The 19,290-nt window shown below is 64.8% G+C and carries 18 protein-coding genes; 6 read left to right on the forward strand and 12 right to left on the reverse strand.

The window, feature by feature from the left end:
• Window positions 1-9: 9 nt before the first annotated feature.
• From GRB80_RS04195 to GRB80_RS04215, 5 genes are all read left to right on the forward strand, one after another.
• Entirely contained in the window at window positions 10-2,403 is a 2,394-nt protein-coding gene (locus GRB80_RS04195) for a bifunctional prephenate dehydrogenase/3-phosphoshikimate 1-carboxyvinyltransferase (RefSeq protein ID WP_237561917.1), read from the forward strand.
• Window positions 2,400-3,104 (forward strand): (d)CMP kinase, encoded by a 705-nt coding sequence (gene cmk / locus GRB80_RS04200; RefSeq protein ID WP_161422635.1) that lies wholly within the window; start codon window positions 2,400-2,402, stop codon window positions 3,102-3,104. The genes GRB80_RS04195 and cmk overlap by 4 nt, the downstream gene beginning before the upstream one ends.
• Window positions 3,105-3,284: 180 nt before the next feature.
• Window positions 3,285-4,961 carry a 30S ribosomal protein S1 gene (rpsA, locus tag GRB80_RS04205; protein ID WP_161422636.1) on the forward strand — a complete coding sequence of 559 codons (1,677 nt, stop codon included), beginning with the start codon at window positions 3,285-3,287 and terminating at the stop codon, window positions 4,959-4,961.
• A gap of 368 nt (window positions 4,962-5,329) precedes the next feature.
• Window positions 5,330-5,710, forward strand: coding sequence for a histone-like nucleoid-structuring protein, MvaT/MvaU family (locus GRB80_RS04210; RefSeq protein WP_132041174.1), 381 nt, complete (start codon window positions 5,330-5,332; stop codon window positions 5,708-5,710).
• Window positions 5,711-5,967: 257 nt separating this feature from the next.
• Window positions 5,968-6,261 (forward strand): hypothetical protein, encoded by a 294-nt coding sequence (locus tag GRB80_RS04215; RefSeq protein ID WP_237561918.1) that lies wholly within the window; start codon window positions 5,968-5,970, stop codon window positions 6,259-6,261.
• 5 nt (window positions 6,262-6,266) lie between these two features.
• On the opposite strand, the gene GRB80_RS04220 is transcribed toward GRB80_RS04215, so the two are convergent.
• The 4 genes from GRB80_RS04220 to queC are packed head-to-tail and all read right to left on the reverse strand — an operon-like array spanning window position 6,267 to window position 8,845.
• Window positions 6,267-6,545 carry a YkgJ family cysteine cluster protein gene (locus tag GRB80_RS04220; protein WP_161422637.1) on the reverse strand — a complete coding sequence of 93 codons (279 nt, stop codon included), beginning with the start codon at window positions 6,543-6,545 and terminating at the stop codon, window positions 6,267-6,269.
• Window positions 6,546-6,576: 31 nt separating this feature from the next.
• Window positions 6,577-7,422: a 6-carboxytetrahydropterin synthase gene (locus GRB80_RS04225; RefSeq protein ID WP_161422638.1), complete on the reverse strand. Its 846-nt coding sequence runs from the start codon at window positions 7,420-7,422 to the stop codon at window positions 6,577-6,579.
• The gene (queE, locus tag GRB80_RS04230; RefSeq protein WP_161422639.1) at window positions 7,422-8,066 is read right to left on the reverse strand and encodes a 7-carboxy-7-deazaguanine synthase; all 645 of its coding nucleotides are present in this window, start codon (window positions 8,064-8,066) and stop codon (window positions 7,422-7,424) included. The genes GRB80_RS04225 and queE overlap by 1 nt, the downstream gene beginning before the upstream one ends.
• Entirely contained in the window at window positions 8,066-8,845 is a 780-nt protein-coding gene (gene queC / locus GRB80_RS04235; RefSeq protein WP_161422640.1) for a 7-cyano-7-deazaguanine synthase QueC, read from the reverse strand. Before queC ends, queE begins: the two co-directional genes overlap by 1 nt.
• A 225-nt stretch (window positions 8,846-9,070) precedes the next feature.
• Here queC and trhP point away from each other — a divergent pair, with 225 nt between their 5' ends.
• Window positions 9,071-10,495, forward strand: coding sequence for a prephenate-dependent tRNA uridine(34) hydroxylase TrhP (trhP, locus tag GRB80_RS04240; RefSeq protein ID WP_161422641.1), 1,425 nt, complete (start codon window positions 9,071-9,073; stop codon window positions 10,493-10,495).
• Window positions 10,496-10,609: 114 nt separating this feature from the next.
• On the opposite strand, the gene GRB80_RS04245 is transcribed toward trhP, so the two are convergent.
• From GRB80_RS04245 to GRB80_RS04280, 8 genes are all read right to left on the reverse strand, one after another.
• The gene (locus tag GRB80_RS04245; RefSeq protein WP_132041170.1) at window positions 10,610-10,846 is read right to left on the reverse strand and encodes a DUF2789 domain-containing protein; all 237 of its coding nucleotides are present in this window, start codon (window positions 10,844-10,846) and stop codon (window positions 10,610-10,612) included.
• Window positions 10,847-10,970: 124 nt separating this feature from the next.
• A complete protein-coding gene (locus GRB80_RS04250) occupies window positions 10,971-12,020 on the reverse strand; it encodes an asparaginase (protein WP_202597162.1) in 1,050 nt (349 codons plus the stop codon).
• Window positions 12,021-12,144: 124 nt separating this feature from the next.
• Complete coding sequence (locus GRB80_RS04255) at window positions 12,145-13,356, reverse strand: MFS transporter (RefSeq protein ID WP_237561919.1); 1,212 nt, start codon at window positions 13,354-13,356, stop codon at window positions 12,145-12,147.
• Window positions 13,343-13,897: a hypothetical protein gene (locus GRB80_RS04260; RefSeq protein ID WP_161422643.1), complete on the reverse strand. Its 555-nt coding sequence runs from the start codon at window positions 13,895-13,897 to the stop codon at window positions 13,343-13,345. The genes GRB80_RS04255 and GRB80_RS04260 overlap by 14 nt, the downstream gene beginning before the upstream one ends.
• A gap of 69 nt (window positions 13,898-13,966) precedes the next feature.
• Window positions 13,967-15,298 (reverse strand): DEAD/DEAH box helicase, encoded by a 1,332-nt coding sequence (locus tag GRB80_RS04265; protein WP_161422644.1) that lies wholly within the window; start codon window positions 15,296-15,298, stop codon window positions 13,967-13,969.
• A 151-nt stretch (window positions 15,299-15,449) separates the two neighbouring features.
• On the reverse strand, window positions 15,450-16,085 hold the full coding sequence (locus tag GRB80_RS04270) for a PqiC family protein (protein WP_161422645.1): 636 nt from the start codon (window positions 16,083-16,085) through the stop codon (window positions 15,450-15,452).
• Window positions 16,086-16,097: 12 nt separating this feature from the next.
• Window positions 16,098-17,774, reverse strand: coding sequence for an intermembrane transport protein PqiB (gene pqiB / locus GRB80_RS04275; RefSeq protein WP_161422646.1), 1,677 nt, complete (start codon window positions 17,772-17,774; stop codon window positions 16,098-16,100).
• Window positions 17,771-19,132 (reverse strand): PqiA/YebS family transporter subunit, encoded by a 1,362-nt coding sequence (locus GRB80_RS04280; protein ID WP_161424232.1) that lies wholly within the window; start codon window positions 19,130-19,132, stop codon window positions 17,771-17,773. The genes pqiB and GRB80_RS04280 overlap by 4 nt, the downstream gene beginning before the upstream one ends.
• Window positions 19,133-19,290 lie beyond the last annotated feature (158 nt).

Raw genomic sequence — 19,290 nt, forward strand, 5'->3', positions numbered from 1 at the left:
ATGGCATCGATGGTGACGCGTAAGCACGAGGAGTCTCGCATCCTGATCGTCGGGCTCGGCCTGATCGGGGGCTCGCTGGCCGCCGCCCTGAGAGCCAGTGGCTACGGTCGTCGCGACAGCGGCGATGCCGACGGCTTCGGGTCGGCTAAGGAACGCGACAGCGGCGATGCCGACGGCTTCGGGTCGGCTAAGCTACGCGACAGCGACGATCCCGGCGGCTTCGGGCCGGCTGAGCAAATCGTCGCCTGTGATCCGGATCCGAACGAGATCCGGCGCGGCCTCGAGATGGGGCTGATCGATCGCGGTGATACTCGCCTCGAAAGGGTGGTCGATGGTGTTTCGCTGATCGTGCTGGCCGTGCCGGTGCTGGCCATGCGCAGCGTGATGGGTGAGCTGGTCCGCTGTCTGGGTGACGCCGCCGGCGATGTGGTGCTCACCGATGTGGGCAGTACCAAGGCGGCCATCCGCGACTGTGCGCTGGAGGTCTTCGGCCGGATGCCGGCCAACCTGGTGCTCGGCCACCCCATCGCCGGCTCTGAAAAGAGCGGTGTGGCGGCGGCCGACCCTGAGCTCTATATCGGCCACAAGGTGATCCTCACGCCCGAACCGGATACCGACCCCGCGGCGCTGGCCCGCGTACAGGCGATGTGGAGCGCCTGTGGTGCCGAGGTGCTGGAGATGGGGGTGGAGCGCCACGATCAGGTGCTGGCTCGCACCAGCCACCTGCCGCATCTACTGGCCTTCTCGCTGGTGGACACGCTGGCGCGCCAGGATGAGCGCCTGGAGATCTTTCGCTATGCCGCCGGTGGTTTTCGTGACTTCACGCGTATCGCCGGCAGCGACCCCGTCATGTGGCGTGACATCTTTACCGCCAATCGTGATGCCGTGCTCGCCTCCCTCAATGATTTTGAGGCCGGCGTGGCACGCCTGCGTGTTGCCGTGGAGCGTGGTGATGGTGACGCCATGTTGGCGATCTTCGATCGCGCCAGCCATGCTCGGCACTACTTCGAATCCCTGCTCAACAAGACCAGCTATCAGGCGGAATATCAGATGCAACAGCAAGGTAATCTGCGCTACCGGATGAGCCCCGGTGGTGCCGTGGTCGGGCGCATTCGTGTTCCCGGTGACAAGTCGATCTCCCATCGCTCCATCATGCTCGGCGCCTTGGCCGAGGGAGTTACCGAGATCAAGGGGTTTCTGGAGGGAGAGGACAGTCTGGCGACCCTCCAGGCATTCCGCGAGATGGGGGTGGCCATCGAGGGGCCATATCAGGGGCGAGTCACCGTGCATGGGGTCGGCCTGCACGGCCTCAAGAAGCCCTCAGGTCCCCTGTATGTCGGCAATGCCGGTACCGCCATGCGCCTGTTCGCCGGGCTGCTGGCCGGTCAGGCCTTCGATACCGAGCTCACCGGCGACACCTCCTTGACCAAGCGCCCCATGAATCGGGTGGCCGACCCGCTGCGCCTGATGGGGGCCGAGATCGATACCGCCGAGGGGGGGCGACCGCCACTTCAACTCCATGGTGGTCGTGCGCTCAAGGGCATCAGCTACGACATGCCGATGGCCAGTGCCCAGGTGAAATCCTGCCTGCTGCTTGCCGGCCTGTATGCGGAGGGGGAGACCCGGGTCAGCGAGCCGGCCCCGACCCGTGATCACACCGAGCGCATGCTGGCCGGGTTCGGCTATCCGGTACACCGTGATGGGGATACCTGCTGGCTCTCCGGTGGTGGCCGTCTCACCGCGGCGCCCATCGATGTGCCCAGCGATATCTCCTCGGCGACCTTCTTCCTGGTAGCCGCGGCGATAACCCCGGGCTCGGACCTGGTGCTTGAGCATGTGGGCATCAACCCGACTCGTATCGGTGTGATCAATATCCTCAAGTTGATGGGGGCAGATCTGCGTCTGGAGAACGAGCGCGAGGTAGGGGGAGAACCGGTAGCCGATCTGCATATCCGCCATGCGCCGCTTAAGGGCATCGACATCCCACTGGAGCAGGTGCCGCTGGCCATCGACGAGTTTCCGGCGCTGTTTATTGCCGCTGCCAATGCCCGGGGAACCACGCGTCTACGCGGCGCGGAAGAGTTGCGTGTCAAGGAGTCCGACCGGCTGCAGGCGATGGCTGACGGGCTGGCCGCCATCGGCGTCGAGCACACTCTCTACCCCGATGGCATCGATATCGTTGGTGGAGGCAGTGCCGAGGGTTCCAACTATGGTGGCGGCCGTATCGACAGCCTCGAAGACCATCGCATCGCCATGTCGTTCGCCATCGCCGCGCTGCGGGCGAGCGAGGAGATCATCATCGATGACTGTGCCAACGTGGCGACCTCCTTCCCCGGGTTCGTCGACCTGGCGCGCAAGGTGGGACTGACACTCACGGAAGAGAGTGGCGAGGAGGGGGCATGAGTGATTCCCAAGCCAGTCTCCAGGCGCCAGTGTTGACGATCGATGGCCCCGGTGGTGCCGGCAAGGGCACCATCAGCCGTCTGGTGGCTGAGCGCCTGGGCTGGCATCTGCTCGACAGCGGCGCGCTCTATCGACTCACGGCACTGGCTGCCGGCAAACATGACGTGTCTCTGGATGATGAGGCGAGTCTCGCCGAGGTGGCGCGCCATCTCGAGGTGGTGTTTGTCGCCGAGGGCGGCACCACCCGGGTGATGCTCGAGGGCAGCGATGCCACCACCACCATCCGTACCGAGCAGGTGGGTGATGCGGCCTCCCGTGTGGCGGCGCTGCCGGGGGTCCGCGAGGCATTGCTGAGCCGCCAGCGCGACTTCCGCCAGTTCCCGGGGCTGGTGGCCGATGGCCGTGATATGGGCACCGTGGTATTCGCCGATGCGCCGCTGAAGATATTTCTCACCGCGAGTGCCGAGGAGCGAGCTCATCGTCGCCAGGCTCAGTTGCGGGAGGCCGGTGTGGATGCTAGTCTATCGAGTCTTTTGAAGGAGATTCAGGCGCGCGACGCCCGCGACATGCAGCGCAGCGTGGCGCCACTCAAGCCGGCAGAAGATGCCATCACGCTTGATACCACGCGCCTGACGATACCGGAAGTGGTGGATCGGCTGACGGAGCTGCTGACCCAGCGTGGTCTGCTCCCCGACGCCTGAAACTCCCTTGCGGCGCCTCCGGCAGCATGTGATGACGTGGCTCGGCACCGTTTGCCGAGAGCCGAGCCAGGTCGAACCAGCGCCAACATCTCCGGGGGTTTGGTGAATAAGGCCCGCACTCGCTGGTGGTGCGGAGGAAGCGACTCCGTCGCACTTTAACGTTGATCACGTAGGAACATCATGAGCGAAAGCTTTGCTGAACTTTTTGAACAGTCTCTCCAGGACATCAACATGGAGCCGGGCGCCATCGTCGTGGCTACCGTTGTCGACATCGAGGGTGACTGGGTTACCGTCAATGCGGGCCTGAAGTCGGAAGGTCAGATCCCCTCGGCCCAGTTCCGTGACGAGAGCGGTGAACTGGCCATCGCCGTCGGTGACGAGGTCCACGTCGCCCTGGAAGCCGTTGAAGACGGTTTCGGCGAGACCCGTCTGTCCCGCGAGAAGGCCAAGCGTGCCGAAGCGTGGAAGGTGCTGGAAGCTGCCTTCGAGAAGGACGAGATCGTCAAGGGCGTGATCAACGGTAAGGTCAAGGGTGGCTTCACCGTCGATGTCGACTCCATCCGTGCCTTCCTGCCGGGCTCTCTGGTCGACGTGCGTCCGGTGCGCGACACCACGCACCTCGAGAACAAGGAACTCGACTTCAAGGTCATCAAGCTTGACCCGAAGCGCAACAACGTTGTCGTTTCCCGTCGTGCCGTCCTCGAGGCCGAGAACAGCGCCGAGCGTGAGGCCCTGCTTGCCACGCTGCAGGAAGGCCAGCAGATCCTGGGTATCGTCAAGAACCTCACCGATTACGGCGCCTTCGTCGATCTGGGTGGCGTCGACGGCCTGCTGCACATCACCGACATGGCCTGGAAGCGTATCAAGCATCCCAGCGAGATCGTGGCCGTGGGCGACGAGATCAGCGTCAAGGTCCTCAAGTTCGACCGCGAGCGCAACCGTGTGTCTCTGGGTCTGAAGCAGCTGGGCGAGGATCCGTGGGTCAACATCAAGGATCGTTACCCGGAAGGCACCAAGGTTCACGCCACCGTCACCAACCTCACCGACTACGGCTGCTTCGCCGAGCTGGAAGAGGGTGTCGAGGGTCTGGTTCACGTCTCCGAGATGGACTGGACCAACAAGAACATCCATCCGTCCAAGGTGGTGCAGGTCGGCGACGACGTGGACGTCATGGTCCTGGACATCGACGAGGAGCGTCGTCGTATCTCCCTGGGTATCAAGCAGTGCACCGCCAACCCGTGGGAGACCTTCAGCGCCACGTACAACAAGGGCGATCGCGTTGCCGGTACCATCAAGTCGATCACCGACTTTGGTATCTTCATCGGTCTGGAAGGCGGCATCGATGGCCTGGTGCATCTCTCCGACATCTCCTGGACCGATACCGGCGAAGAAGCGGTTCGCCAGTTCAAGAAGGGCGACGAGGCAGAGGCCGTGATCCTCTCCATCGATCCGGAGCGCGAGCGCATCTCTCTGGGCATCAAGCAGCTGGATACCGATCCGGTCGCCGAGTTCCTGGCCGTCAACGACAAGGGTACCGTGGTTACCGGTCGTGTGATCGAAGTCGATGCCAAGGAAGCTCAGGTCGAGCTGGCCACCGATGTCATCGCCGTGCTCAAGGCCTCCGAAATCAGCGCCGACCGCGTCGAGGATGCTCGCAACGTCCTCAACGAGGGTGATAGCGTCGAGGCTCGTATCATTGGGGTGGATCGCAAGAACCGTCAGATCAACCTCTCCATCAAGGCCAAGGATCAGGACGACACTCGTCAGAACCTGAAGAAGCTGCGTGAAGAGACTCCCGAGAGTGGTGGCCCGACCACCATCGGTGACCTGATCAAGCAGCAGATGGGTCAGGACTGATCGGATAGCGCTTTCCGATCCGCCAGGACCGCCGCCCTCCGGGGCGGCGGTTTTTTTCTACGTGTAGGGTCCCGACATCGACGAGATATTTCTCTCTCGATGCTCGAGATGGTGGATGAACTCCAGCCTTCCGGAGTCTCTGCTGAATAGTGGTGTCATGAACTCGTAAAGTTATTCGTCCAGGAGAGTTCATCATCCTGGCGAGTTGTTTGTTTGTCTCTACTGCTGAGTTTGAGTGTGGATGGAAGTGTTTAATTGCGACAACTTTCACTGGCTAATCAATTCAACTAGACTATTGCCAAGTATTGAGTTTGACGCGCATAATATACATCCCTTGCATCCCGTCGTAATTTCCAAGGAAGCTTCCCATGTCTCTTCTTAACGAATATATGCAGATGGAGCAGCAGTTGAAGGAGCTCCAGGCCAATCTTGATAAGCTGCAGAATGATAAGCGCCTACAGAGTGAGCTCGAGTTCAAGGAAAAACTCGAGTCGCTGATGAAGGAGTATGGCAAGAGTGCAGCCGAAGTCATTGCACTGCTCGACCCCAAGCCGGCAACCTCCGGGCCCAAGACGCCTTCAACCGCTTCCACCGGCACGCGTCGCAAGCGTAAACTGAAGATCTACAAGAACCCCAACACTGGAGAGGTCGTCGAGACTCGCGGTGGTAACCAGAAGACGCTCAAGGCGTGGAAGGATGAGTTTGGTCCCGACACCGTCGAGTCCTGGCTGGTGCGTGTTGAAGACTAGTTCTCTGGCGTGAACGGAAGAGAACGGCTCTTGCGAACGGCGCCAGTGGGCGCCGTTCGTGTATCCCGCCGTCAGGCCGCAGTCTGCTCTTGAGCGGAAGGGCGAGCCGCTAGGCTGGCGTCATTCCTTGGGGATGGCCCTGACGTGTCGAGCAGGATGGCGTTAGCGATCGCGCTGAATACGAGTATAATCGACGCTTCTCCAATCGGGCGGTGTGCTATTCACACCTCATTTTGCCCGCTTAAAGATGACCACCAATGAAACAACAGACACCACGCAAAGCCATGGGTGAGCGCGATAAACTGCGCCAGTTCCGGGAGCTCGACGATGCCTTTGCCGAGGCCCTGCGCGCGCTGGATGCCACTCCGGCAGCTGAGTCCGCAGCCGAACTGGCGCTGGAGCCTTCCGAAGCAGAGGATATGGCTCGGGTGACAACTGTTCCCGAAGGGTTTGAAAAGCGGCTCGAGGCACTGATGGCGGAGTATGACTTCTCCTCACAGCGTGTCAGAGAGCTTCTGGAAACCCTGCAGCACTTCGAGTCGAATGCCTGAAGGCATCACGCCTCTCGGGTGGAAAGCTCCAGCGCCGTGATACGTTCCAGCGCCTGGTGGCGATGATTGCCGCATAGTTCGGCGTCATAGTCGAATAGCCGGCAGACGGCCGGCCGAGAGGGATCACCGAACAGCCGGCAAAGGTTGTGTTCGTCGAGCTGTGCGCAGCGTGTGCCGGCGGGCTTGCCCTCCGGCATGCCAGGTATGGGCGAGGTGATCGAGGGGGCGATACAGCACGCCCCGCAGCCGGGGCGACACCCCGGCGTCTCCTGTGCATATTGCATGATGTTCTCCTCGCGATGGGGGAGTGGCTCGCTATGGCCGGGCCGTGGCCATGGCGCCCTTGTCGACACCCTCGAAGGCCTGCACGCGAGTCGCTCGACCGGTTTCCTGGCTGATCTCGTCGGCGAGCCACGCGGCGATATGCTCCACCGTGGTCGGGCTCGGTAACACCACGCAGCGCTCCCGAGGCAGGGTCAGCGTGAAGTGGCCCTGTTCGGAGGTGTAACGGCTGGTCAGCCGGCCGAGAGAGGTGGTGCCCAGCCCCTCGGCCACGTCGGCCGCGTCCACCAGGTAGCGATCCGACAGGCGCGACGCCCAGTCGGCTTCAAGCGCCGGTTGGCGCCGGCCATCCTGCCAAATGTATAGTCTCGAGCGATGTCCGTGGGCGATGCGCTGGCAGTTGCCTGCATGGCGCCTGAGGCCGTGGCTATAGGTGTAGCTTGCCCCCTCGATGGTCTCTTCGCGCAGTGTCAGCCGAATGGCCTCAACCCGCGGTGCTGGCTCGTGCGACAGCTCGGCGGCCAGCTGCTCGGCCAGTCGGTCCGGGATGATCGTATCCCAGGGCAGCAGGGTGAAGGCCTGGCGAGGGCCACGGACCTCCATGACATAGGGGGTCTCGGTGCGCACACAGAGACCCTCGTCGCAATCCTGCACACTGATGCCGGGGGCCGCGGTAGGTATCAGCAGGGTGTGGTCGGCGCCCTGGTCGAGGCGTGACTTGATCCACGGTTTCACTTCGCCGAAGTCGAATAGCATGCCATCCTCGCCGAGCTCGCCATCGAGCTCGGCATCTACGGACCAGCTGGCGCCGATCAGGCCTCGGCTGGGAGACCACAGGGAAACATCGAGATGGGTGAGGTGGTTGACGAACAGTGTCATCAGTCGATCCCCGCAATCTTGTGGGTCTGCAGCGACAGTCGCCACTGTGGGTTGGCCAGGCAGTAGGCTACGGTCTCGGCCAGGGTGTCGCCGTCGTCCCCTCGGGGAGCGGTGTCCATGGGCTGTAAAAAGAAGTGCCGGAAGCCCAGGTCGACAAACTGTTCGGGCAGCGCCTCGGCCTGGGGGTAAACCAGCTTGAGCTCGTCGCCTGAGGTCTGAACGAGCGGGGCGGTGCCCTTGGGGCTGACGCACAGCCAGTCGATGCCAGGCGGCGCCGGCAGGGTGCCGTTGGTCTCCACGGCAACATCGAAATTGCGGGCATGCATGGCGGTAATCAGGGGGTTGTCGAGTTGCAGCAGCGGCTCGCCTCCGGTAAAGATCACCTGCGGCGTGGCCGTGCCGGGGGCGTCCGGCCACAGGGTGGCCAGATGGTCGGCCAGCGCCGAGGCCGAGGCGAATCGTCCGCCGTTCTGGCCATCGGTGCCGACAAAGTCGGTATCGCAGAAGCGGCACATTGCCCGGGCCCTGTCCTCCTCGCGACCGGACCAGAGGTTGCAGCCGGAAAAGCGGCAGAAGACGCTGGCGCGGCCGGCCTGGCCGCCTTCGCCCTGCAGCGAGTAGAAGGCCTCCTTGACCTGATACATCAGTGATCTCCTGTAGCAGAGCCTTGGGCCGACGAGACGGCGGGGTCGGGTTGCTGATCAGTTGCGCCGGAGCTGGAGTGCTGAGAGTCGGCGTGGGAGTCAGGCCGTTGGGAGTAGCTCAGCGGATCGCGCACCCCGTTGGCGGCGAAGGCCGCCAGGCGCTCCCGGCAGCTGCCGCAACGCCCGCAGGCCAGGGCTTCGCCCCGGTAGCAGGTCCAGGTCTCGGCGTAGTCGAGCCCCATGGCCAGGCCATCGGCGAGGATGGCGGTCTTGTCGTGGTGCAGGTAGGGCGCATGAACGGCGATCGGGGTGAAGTGGGCGAGGCCGGCCACGGCCTGCATGGCCGCGACGAACTCGGGTCGGCAGTCCGGGTAGAGCACGTGGTCGCCACCATGGGCACCGTAATCGACCCGGTCGGCGCCGATGTTCACTGCCTTGGCGATGGCCAGCGAGAGCAGGATCATGTTGCGGTTGGGTACCACGGTGTCCTGAAGGCTGGTCTCTTCGTAGTCGGCCTCCGGTAGCGTACGACTGGCATCGGTCAGTGCCGAGGCGTCGATCAGGCCATGGATGGCAGTGATGTCGACCACCTGATGAGGCATGCCGAGCCGCTGGCAGACTCGGCGGGCGACCTCGAGCTCGCGGGCATGGCGCTGGCCGTAGTCGAAGGAGAGGGCGTGTACCCGGCGGCCCTCGCGTAGGGCACGGTGCAGCACGGTATAGGAGTCCATGCCACCGGAGTAGATCACCACGGTGGCCGGGGAGTCGGGTTGGGTCATGGGGGTACCTGATGAGTCGGAGAATTTGTCCGTCCCGTCGCACCATCTATCGGGCGCGTCGGGACCTTGGCCGGGGTCCGGTCCGGAAGGCCGCCTAGTCTACGCAAGGCGGGGGATTCTGGCCAGAATCGGCGTGAGTTGCTACACTTTCGCGCCTTTCATCCCCTTGCATCCCTGCGGCCAGACGCCGTCGAGGATGCCATCGTCCTGACAACGGTGATCCCCATGCAAGCCCCTGAACTGCTGTCCCCCGCGGGCACCTTCAAGAACATGCGTTACGCCTTCGCCTATGGCGCGGATGCGGTCTATGCCGGCCAGCCGCGCTATTCGCTGCGCGTGCGCAACAACGATTTCAAGCTCGATAACCTGCACAAGGGCATCGCCTATGCGCATGAGCGGGGCAAGCAGTTCTACGTGGCCTCGAATATTGCGCCGCATAACAGCAAGCTGAAGACCTATCTGCGCGATATGGAGCCGGTGATCGAGGCCGGACCGGATGCGCTGATCATGTCTGACCCTGGGCTGATCATGATGATTCGCGAGCGCTGGCCCGATCAGGAGATTCACCTCTCGGTGCAATCCAATGTGGTCAACTGGGCGGCGGCGCGCTTCTGGCAGCAGCAGGGGATCAGCCGAATCATTCTCTCTCGCGAGCTGTCGCTCGAGGAGATCGCCGAGATCCGTGCCGAGTGCCCCGATCTCGAGATCGAGACCTTCGTGCACGGTGCCCTGTGCATCGCCTACTCCGGACGCTGCCTGCTCTCGGGCTATTTCAATCACCGCGACCCCAACCAGGGTACCTGCACCAACGCCTGCCGCTGGCAGTACAACACCGTGGCGGCGGCCCACGACGAGACCGGCGACCTGGTGCCGGCCAACTCGGCCGCGGCTCATGCCGCCAGCGGTGTCTGGACACCGGGCCAGGGCGGCGGCCAGGGTGGGTTGATCGCATCGGGCGGTGGCAGCACGCGCCACAGCACGGCCACGGCCGGTGGGGTAGAGGGCCAGGATGAGCTCTCGGCCCTGATCGAGGATGCCACGCGCCCCGGTGAGCTGATGCCGATCTTCGAAGATGAGCACGGCACCTATATCATGAACTCCAAGGATCTGCGCGCCGTGCAGCACGTGCCGCGGCTCACCGAGATGGGGGTCTCCTCGTTGAAGATCGAGGGGCGCACCAAGTCCCACTACTATGTGGCGCGCACCGCCCAGGTCTATCGTCGGGCCATCGACGACGCCGTGGCTGGCCGTCCCTTCGACATGCGTCTGATGGATGAACTCGACAACCTCGCCAACCGCGGCTACACGGAGGGCTTCTATCGCCGCCATGTCCACGACGAATATCAGAACTATGAGCGTGGCAACTCCGTGGGCGTGCACCAGCAGTTTGTCGGCGAGGTGATCGGCTACGACCCCGACCGCGGCGTTCTCGAGATCGACGTCAAGAACCGCTTCGAGGTGGGGGATGGCATGGAGCTGATGTTGCCGGGTGGCAATCGTCGTTTCGTCCTCGAGCATATCGAGAACAGGCGCGGTGAATCCGTCGGCGCAGCCCCCGGTTCGGGTCATGTGGTGCGGATCCCGGTGCCTGGCGAGGCGATCGCCCCGGAGCGAATCGAGTTTGCGCTGCTGATGCGCGATCTCGGCTGACGGGAGATTGCTGGGGTAATAGCCAGCCGGCGTCATACCGGTGAGAGACGATGCGAGCCCACCCCTTTCCAGGGGTGGGCTCGCGGCGTATATGGCGATCACCCGGGTGGGATGTCACTCCTTGCGTAGTGAGGCGTTGAGGTGATCGACCACCTCGGCCCAGTCGGCATCCTCCTCGATCGCTTCGCGCAGGAATTCCGCCTGTCCTTCGTTCCAGCAGGCGGCATCGGGCAGGGCCGTCTCCTCGGGGATAGGGGCGTGGCGGTCGATAAAGCGCTTGATCGAATCGGGATCCGAAGCGAGCCCGAGCTGTTCGAAGAGTTCGCTGAAGGGGTGGTCGGGATGTTCCATGGTGGCGTCCCCGGCTGGGTCGGTGGGGCGGTCAGCCGATGGTGACCGCGAAGCATGCACCCCCACCATAGCCATTTGTCGCGCCCTCTGCCTGAAGCGCGTCAACGCTCCTGAGTCGGTGGCGCTAACGCTCCCCCACCAGTGGCGCAAGGAAGCGACGTCGCCGCTCGGCATCCTCCAGCGGCTGGGCGAGCAGGTGAACCAGCTTGGTCAGGGCCGCCTCCGGAGTCATGGCGCCACCCGCCAGCACCCCGGCATCGGTGAGCCCCTGGCCGGCGGCATAGTCCCCCGGGCGGATGGTGCCATGGGGGCACTGGCTGATGGCGGCGATCAGCTTGCCGTCAGCGCTGGCTCGGGTCAGCTGTTCCAGCAGGGCAGAATCGTCGGGCAGGTTGCCGGCTCCCCACACCTCTAACAGGGCCCCCTTGAGGCGTGGGTCGTTGAGCCAGGCCGCCAGCTGCCGGGGGCTGATGCCGGGCCACAACGCGATACGCGACACGCCGCCGTCGCCAAGCGGCGCATAGTCGGGTAGCTCAAAGCGCGGCGCGATCTCCTCCTCTCGGGCAAGGCCATGTTCGGGATAATGCCTGGCGGTGTCTGCGATCTGCTCGCCGAGCAGTGGAGCGTTGGGGCTTTCGAAGGCGATGGCATCGCAGGTATGCCACTTGCGGGCACGTACACCGCGCAGCAGCCTTCCCCCGAAAGCGATGGCGACCTCCTGGAGTGCCGGGTTGGCGGCGAAGCGCAGTGCCAGGGCGACGTTTCCGGCGGCGTCGCTGTTCGGCGCCTCCAGGGGCTGCATGGCGCCGGTGAACACCACGGGGCGGTCGATGCCCTGCAGCTGGTAGGCGAGACTCGCGGCGCTCCAGGCCAGGGTATCGGTGCCGTGAAGCACCACGATGCCGGCGTGGTCACGGTAGCGCGCGGCGATGACCGCGGCCAGTCGCGACCAGTCGGCGGGGGTGGCCGCGCTGGAGTCGATGGGGTTCGATAGGGAGAGCAGCTCGTAGGCGGGCAGTTCGGCGACGGTGCCCCCCGGCAGGCACTTCAGGGCGCGTGCCAGGCGGGCTTCGATATTGCCGCCCGGGGCCAGTCCTCTGGGCGTCTCCTGCATCCCCAGGGTACCGCCGGTGTAGATCACGAGCAGGGGGCGAGGCCGTCGGGAGTCAGGCATGCACATGGGCGGCTCCTAAGTGGCGTATGGCCGTTATCATCTAAGTGGCCTATGCCCGAAATCATCTAAGTGGCGTGTGGCCGATATCATGGCGGCACAGGGGTATGATCAGAGCGCCTGGTCGCTATCGAGTGACCACCTGGCCATCATTGTCGATCTCCAGGCGGCGGTTGCGGCCGGCAAAGAGGGCAAAGGTGGCGGCTAACGCACAGATCGCCAGCAGCACGCCGGTGATGATGCCGAGCCCCAGGTCGAGCTGAAGCATCACGCCCACCCCCAGCGGTCCCATGGCGGCCAGCGTGTAGCCACCGCCCTGGGCCAGGCCGGAGAGCTTGCCGGCCAGGCGCGAGTTGCCGGTGCGCAGTACGATCAGTGTCAGGGCGAGACTGAAGCTGCCGCCCTGGCCCAGGCCGAGCAGGATCACGCCGATCCAGCGCAGTGAGGGAGTGCCCTGCAGCAGCAGCCAGAACCCCGAGGCGACCAGTGCCAGCACCAGCAGCAGGGCGGGGCGCTGATCCCGGCCCAGGCGTGCCAGCCAGGGGGCGGCCAGGGCGGCGGGCAATTGCACCATCACCGAGGCGCCCATCATCCAGCCGGCCTCGGCTTCACCGTAGCCACGTGCTACCAGCAGGGTGGGAAGCCAGCCAAAGACGATATAGGCAAGTGATGACTGTAGTCCCATCATCAACATCACCTGCCAGGCCAGGGGTTGGGTCAGCACCGCGCGCATCGAACCGCCACCGCCGGGCAGCGCCGCTTCATCGCGGCGGGGAGCCAGGGTCTGCCAGGCCACCAGGGCGATGAGCGCCAGCGCCGACCAGCTGGCAAGCCCCAGATGCCACGCGCCCAACCAGTCGGCCAGAGGGATGCTCAAGCCTGCCCCCAGGGCCCCGCCCAGACACAGTGCCATGGTATAGACGCCCGTCATCAGGTCGGCCCCCGCGGGTAGCTCGCGCTTGACCAGCGCCGGCAGCAGGGTGCCAGCCACGCCGATGGCGGCGCCCGCCATCAGGGTGCCGATAAAAAGCGCGGTGATCACGGGAATGCCACGCAGCGCCAGCCCCACGGCCAGCAGTATCAACCCGGCGGCCAGGGCCCGCTCGGGTCCCAGGCGCTTGGCCAGCCAGGGGGCCAAGGGAGCAAACAGCCCCAGGCAGAGAACGGGTAGCGTGGTGAGGGTGCCGATGGCCAATGCCGACAACCCCGTATCCTGTTGGACACGAGTCAGCACCGGGGCCAGGGAGGAGAGGGCGGGGCGCAGGTTGAGGCCCACCAGCACCATCAGAGTGATAAACAGTCCCAGGCTGACGCGGGACTCCCGCTTAGTCGCGGTCATGTCGCCACTCCCTGGCCTGCTTGGGGCGCAGTCTCAGGCGCTGCTCTTCTCTGCGGGGTGCCAGGAGAGGATGCTCCTCGCTTTGGTTCTCGGGCCGAAAGACCACCCTGCCAAGATGGTGGGGCATCTCTTGTTTCACCTGGCGCAGGATATCGGTGACATCCTCCGCACTGACCAGTGCGCCGCCTCCGTTCAGCGGGTCGGGCTGGGCCACCAGGCGACCCTCGAAGAGCCAGCAGCGCTGGGGAACCTGGGCGATCTGCCAGTCGCGGCCCTGCCAGCGGGCCTGGTTATCGGGGAGCAGCTGCAGCTCTTCCAGCGGCACCAGCGCCTCAAAGAGTCGGGCGTTCAGCACGGCTCGACCGCCCGTGGCCATGCGCACGGGCCCCGTATAGCGAGAGTCGTTCAGCGCCGTCATTACCGCCTTGCGATTCGGCTTGGCGGGCAGGGTCGCACGGCCACAGAGATGCAGCAGGTCGTGGTCGACCTGCTTGATAACCCAGATATCAATAGGTTGCTTGCCAAACAGTTGTTTGAGCATGGTTGAGTGACATTGTTGGGGGAGTGGGGGGTATATTCACATATTGTGATGCTATCCGCTACCGCCGGGTCAGGCCTGCTGGCGACCGCCACCACTACTGTTTCTGCCCCCGCGCCGGCGTCGACGCGTGGCGGTTGCCTGATCATCGTCGCGCCGCTGGCCTTGTCCACGTGGTTGGCCACCGCCACCGCGTTTCTGGCCATTACCGCCGCGTCCACCACCGCCACGACGATTGCGGCCGTTTTCGATGGGCTCCGGCTTGGCATTGGGGTCGGGCTCGAAGCCGGGCTCGATGCGCTTCTCGAGGTCGCGCTTGATCAACCGCTCGATGCCCTTGAGCAACCCATGCTCGTCGACGCAGACCAGCGACACCGCCTGTCCCTCGCTTCCGGCACGGCCGGTGCGGCCGATACGGTGGACATAGTCCTCGGCGACATTGGGCAGCTCGAAGTTGACCACGTGGGGCAGCTCCTCGATGTCGAGGCCACGGGCGGCGATGTCGGTGGCCACCAGCACCTGCAGGTCACCGGTCTTGAAGGCGGCCAGCGCCTTGGTGCGCGCCGACTGGCTCTTGTTGCCATGAATCGCCATGGCCGGGATCTCCTGCTTGGAGAGCTGTTCGGCCAGACGGTTGGCACCGTGCTTGGTGCGGGTGAAGACCAGTACCTGGTGCCAGTCGTGCTCGGTAATCAGGTGGGCCAGCAGCTCGCGCTTCTTCTCGCGGTCGACACGGTAGATCGTCTGATCGACGAGCTCGGCGGTGGTGTTGCGGCGAGCGACCTCGATCATCTTGGGATCGTCGAGCAGCTTGTTGGCCAGTGCCTGGATCTCGTTGGAGAAGGTCGCCGAGAACAGCAGGTTCTGGCGCTTCTCGGGCAGGACCCGCAGGATCTTCTTGATATCGTGGATGAAGCCCATGTCGAGCATGCGGTCGGCTTCGTCGAGCACCAGGATCTCTACCTTCGACAGATCGACGTGTTTCTGCTGCTGCAGGTCGAGCAGACGCCCGGGGGTGGCGACGAGCACATCGAGGCCAGGGCGGATGGCATCGACCTGGGGCTGCTGGCCGACGCCGCCGAAGATCACGTGGCTCTTCAGGGTCAGCAGGCGACCATAGTCGGCCACGCTCTCGCCTACCTGGGCGGCCAGCTCACGGGTCGGTGTCAGCACCAGGGCACGCACCTGACGCTTGCCGGGGCGTGGGCCGTCGGCCAGGCGTTGCAGCATCGGCAGGGTAAAGCCGGCGGTCTTGCCGGTGCCTGTCTGGGCGCTGGCCAGCAGGTCACCGCCCTTGAGCACGGCGGGGATCGCCTGCTGCTGGATGGGAGTCGGGATGGTGTAGCCTTGTGCCTCTACGGCGCTCAGCAGTTCGGCACGCAGGCCGAGTTCGGAAAAGGTCATGCGGTCTCCGCAGAACACCTCGGCCGTGCCGCGCGATCATGCGCAGCCAGTCCCGGGCCGGGGTGTGAAAGATTCGGGGTCAGGGCGCGGCAGGAGGGACTCGCTGATGTGCCGCGACGCGCATTATGCCAGATTCCGGGCTTGGGCGCAGCTACTCTTGCCGGCGTGTGCCGCGAACGGCCTCGGCGAGCTCGTCGGCCGCGCTGTCCCACCCTCGGCCCAGGGCGCGGACCAGTGCGGGATAGCCATCGGCCTCGAGGGCGTTTTCGAGCACCAGGGGCTGCATCGCCAACAGGCTCCCGTCGGCGGCATGCAGGCGCCAGCGGCCGCCGATGACGGCCCGGCCATCGTGACGCCCCTGGAAACGGTCGATCTCCAGCGCCAGGCGCAGGGAATTTGCCTCGCGGGGGGCCGTGCCGTCGAGAAGGACCCGGGTATCGGGAAGCCGCTGCGCCAGGCGGTCACGCAGGCCGCGTTGCAGCTGCTTGCCGAGGGCTTCGGCCCATTGATGGCCGCGGGCTTCCACCAGGGTGATATCGTCGATCTGCATGACGATGCCCTCGACATCCAGGTAGTCGGCGAGTCGTGGCGTGGCAACCTGCAGCTGATAGCGCGTTTCGGCTCCCGCCGCACCCTGCCGAGTGGCCTCTGGCATGGTGGCTTCGGGCATGGTGGCTGCTGGCAAGGTGTAGCGCTCGGGCGCGGGCTTGCTACTGGCGCACCCCCCCAGCGTGCCAGCCAGCAGCAGGATGGCCAGGGCGGCACCAATCCATCTTCTTGCCATCATGACAAGCTCTCCTTACTCTCGTGGTGCGCGCGGCACGGGGTCCTTGGCATCCAGGCTGTCGAACAGCAGGGCACGTGGGTTGTCGGACAGCGTTCTGGCCACCGGCTGGAGGTCACGCAGCAGCCGCTCCAGGCGCTGGGTGGCGCCCACCAGCTCCTGGTAGGCTGACGACTCGGGCGAGAGGCCCTCCAGGGTGGTGCGCAGTCCCTCCAGGGTGGCATTGAGGTTGACAGGGACTTCGCGGGTCCCGGGGGCTTCCACCAGCTCCCTCAGGGAGGCGGAGAGCGTGCGTACTTCCTCGAGCATTGCCTCGGACGCAGCGAGGTTGCGGTCGAGGCCCTCGAGCAGGGGCTCCACCTCCAGGTCGTTGAGCTTGGCCAGCAGGCTGGTGATCTGTGACTCGATGAGCGCGAACCCCCCGGATGTGGTGGGGAAGACGCGCTGCTCAGCGAAGGTGAGCGGCGCATACTTCTCCTCCAGCTCGCTGTGAAAGTTGAGGTCCACGAACAGTGCTCCGGTCAGCAGGTTGCCGCTCTTGAGGGTGGCGCGCAGACCCAGTTCGAAGAAGCGCTCGTATCGGTCTCGCCACTGCTCGAGGTCGATCTTCTGATTCTCGATACCCAGACGCTGGGGCTCGATGCGGATCAGCACCGGTATGGCGAAGCCGTTGCGACCGCCCGGCTGCTCGGCGGTAAAGTTCCAGGGCACGGCGGCCACGGTGCCTAGACGCACGCCGCGAAACTCGACTGGCGCACCCTTGGTCAGTCCGCGAACCGAATCGTCGACCAGCAACACGTACTCCAGATAGCGATTGAAGGTTCCCTGGCGTGCGGTGTCCTCGTCGGGGTAGAGGGTGAAGGTCGTATCGGCGGCCACCTTGCTACCCAGTGGCAGGTCCTCGGGAACGCCGAAGGTGACGCCACCACCGAGCAGGGCCTCGAAGGATTCGACATTGACCCGAAAGCCTTCGGAGTCCAGTCGCAGATCGATGCCGCTGGCCGACCAGAAGCGTGTGCTATCGGTCACCAGGCTGGCGTAGGGGGCCTCGATAAAGACCCGATGCTGCATGCGCCGGGTGGTGGCGTCAAAATCGGCCTCTTCCACGCGGCCCACGGTGTAGCCCTGGTAGGTGACCGGGTCGCCCACACGCAGCGAGTTGCCCAGCTGACTGATCAGGTTGATGCGCAGACCGGCGGCCCCGGCGGGCGCCACGGGGGGCTGGTCGCTCACCTCGAACTCGCGCGCCTCGATCTCGCTCTCGCCCGGTTGCAGCTGAATATAGGCGCCGGACAGCACGGTGTTCAGGCCGCTGATGCCCTCGCGCCCCACTCGCGGCTTGACCACCCAAAACTGGCTGTCCTCGACCAGCATCGCCTCGTTGTCCGGACCCATACGAGCGGTAATCACGGCGGTGGAGAGATCCTCGGAGAGGTGTACCTGCTCGACCCGGCCGACTTCCACATTGCGCGTCTTGATCAGGGTGCTGCCTGCCTCGATGCCCTCGGCATTGCTGATGGTCAGGGTGATCTGTGGGCCACGGCTACGGTAGTTGTCGTAGACCAGCCAGGCACCGATCAACAGGGCCACGATCGGCACGATCCAGATCGGCGAGACGCGTGCCTGAGGCGTAGCCCGAGCATGGTGCTGTGGGGGGGAGGCGTCGTCATGACGCGGATTCTCTTCACTCATCCAGAGCTTCCTTCAGGATGTCGTCCATGGAGGGGCGGTCGAGATGTGATTGTCTCAGCGGGCATCGGCGTGTCCCAGATCAGTCGGGGATCGAAGGTCATGGCGGCCAACATGGTGATCACAACCACGGCGCCGAAGGCGAGGGCGGCGGGCCCGGGCTCGATGGACATCAGCGTACCGGCGCGAATCAGCGCCACCAGGATGGCCACCACGAAGACATCGATCATCGACCAACGGCCGATGAATTCGGTGACACGATAGAGCCGTGTGCGGGTCACCGCATTGAGCTCGCTGCTGCGCCTGACCATCAGGCATAGCCAGGCCAGGGCCACCAGCTTGCCGACCGGCACGATAATACTGGCGATGAAGATGACGGCGGCGACCGGCCAGGAGCCCATGCCGATCAGCTCGACGACTCCGCCGACAATGGTCGAGGGTGAGCTATGTCCCAGGCTGGTGGTGGTCATGATCGGATAGACATTGGCCGGGATATACATGATCGACGCGCCTGTCAACAGCGCCCAGGTGCGCTGCAGGCTGTACGAGCGACGGGCATGCAGTGTTTCGCCGCAGCGCTCACACCGGCCATGGCCGTCGGCATCGAGCCGGCCGACCAGCCCGCAGGTATGACAGCCGGCGAGGCCCTGAGGGGCCGCGGTCTCGCCGGTGCGAGCCCCCTTCGGCGCACGCGGTTCACCGGCCAACGAGAACCACATCCAGTCGGCATCCAGCGACTGGGTGGTCAGCAGCAACAGCAGGGCGAAGGCACAGAATGACCAGAACGACACGCCGAGGTCGATGTCGGCCATGCCGGCTATCTTGATCAGGCTCACCAAGGCGCCAATGATAAAGACATCGGCCATCATCCAGGGGGTGAGATGTGCCAGGGAGCGCGCGATCGTTCGGCTGGCCGGTAGCGGGGTGTCGCGTAGCAGCCCCAGCTGCAGCCAGATCACCCCGGCCAGATAGATCGCAGGCAGTACCACGATGGTCAGGATCACGGCACCGCCCACTACCGGCTGGTGGAAGCCGATCATCGTCGTGGCGGTCTGGGTCAGTTCGATGCGATTGCCGATGCCACCCACGCTAAAGCTGAGGAAGGGAAAGGTCAGGGCCAGGCCCAGCGCCACCAGGGCCGCCAGCGCCAGGGCCAGACTGCGCTGGACGGGGCGAAAATGGCGGGTCACCAGGGTGTGGCGGCAGCGTGGGCAGTCGGCCTTCTCGCCGGGGCGCAGCGGTGGCAGGGCGACCAACCAGTCGCACTCCTGACAAGCACGCAGGCGGCGCCGCGCGCGGCTCTCCGGCGGCGTGCGCTCGACGCGCGCTGCCTCACCCTGCAGCAACGGCGGGGTGGTCAGGCGTTGGCGAAGAGGAACAGAGGGCGTGGCCAAGGGGGTAGGGTGTCTCCTGGAGCGAGGCTTCACTCATCACCCGGCTCAGGCGTACACTGCGCCGGACCGTGGTCTGATGGAAAGTGTGACACGTCACCCGGGCACTGTCATTTTTCAACATGCAC

Origin of the sequence: Halomonas icarae (assembly GCF_009901955.1) — a bacterium.
In the GTDB taxonomy this organism is placed as follows: domain Bacteria; phylum Pseudomonadota; class Gammaproteobacteria; order Pseudomonadales; family Halomonadaceae; genus Halomonas; species Halomonas icarae.

Bases quoted from the DNA above. Each gene is read 5' to 3' on its own strand.
- GRB80_RS04220 (WP_161422637.1), bottom strand. From the start codon at position 6,545: ATGCAATATGCACAGGAGACGCCGGGGTGTCGCCCCGGCTGCGGGGCG.
- queE (WP_161422639.1), bottom strand. From the start codon at position 8,066: ATGTATCAGGTCAAGGAGGCCTTCTACTCGCTGCAGGGCGAAGGCGGC.
- GRB80_RS04260 (WP_161422643.1), bottom strand. From the start codon at position 13,897: ATGCTCAAACAACTGTTTGGCAAGCAACCTATTGATATCTGGGTTATC.
- GRB80_RS04270 (WP_161422645.1), bottom strand. From the start codon at position 16,085: ATGATGGCAAGAAGATGGATTGGTGCCGCCCTGGCCATCCTGCTGCTG.
- pqiB (WP_161422646.1), bottom strand. From the start codon at position 17,774: ATGAGTGAAGAGAATCCGCGTCATGACGACGCCTCCCCCCCACAGCAC.
- GRB80_RS04210 (WP_132041174.1), top strand. From the start codon at position 5,330: ATGTCTCTTCTTAACGAATATATGCAGATGGAGCAGCAGTTGAAGGAG.
- GRB80_RS04215 (WP_237561918.1), top strand. From the start codon at position 5,968: ATGAAACAACAGACACCACGCAAAGCCATGGGTGAGCGCGATAAACTG.
- GRB80_RS04225 (WP_161422638.1), bottom strand. From the start codon at position 7,422: ATGACACTGTTCGTCAACCACCTCACCCATCTCGATGTTTCCCTGTGG.
- GRB80_RS04195 (WP_237561917.1), top strand. From the start codon at position 10: ATGGTGACGCGTAAGCACGAGGAGTCTCGCATCCTGATCGTCGGGCTC.
- trhP (WP_161422641.1), top strand. From the start codon at position 9,071: ATGCAAGCCCCTGAACTGCTGTCCCCCGCGGGCACCTTCAAGAACATG.
- GRB80_RS04245 (WP_132041170.1), bottom strand. From the start codon at position 10,846: ATGGAACATCCCGACCACCCCTTCAGCGAACTCTTCGAACAGCTCGGG.
- queC (WP_161422640.1), bottom strand. From the start codon at position 8,845: ATGACCCAACCCGACTCCCCGGCCACCGTGGTGATCTACTCCGGTGGC.
- GRB80_RS04250 (WP_202597162.1), bottom strand. From the start codon at position 12,020: ATGCCTGACTCCCGACGGCCTCGCCCCCTGCTCGTGATCTACACCGGC.
- cmk (WP_161422635.1), top strand. From the start codon at position 2,400: ATGAGTGATTCCCAAGCCAGTCTCCAGGCGCCAGTGTTGACGATCGAT.
- rpsA (WP_161422636.1), top strand. From the start codon at position 3,285: ATGAGCGAAAGCTTTGCTGAACTTTTTGAACAGTCTCTCCAGGACATC.
- GRB80_RS04265 (WP_161422644.1), bottom strand. From the start codon at position 15,298: ATGACCTTTTCCGAACTCGGCCTGCGTGCCGAACTGCTGAGCGCCGTA.
- GRB80_RS04255 (WP_237561919.1), bottom strand. From the start codon at position 13,356: ATGACCGCGACTAAGCGGGAGTCCCGCGTCAGCCTGGGACTGTTTATC.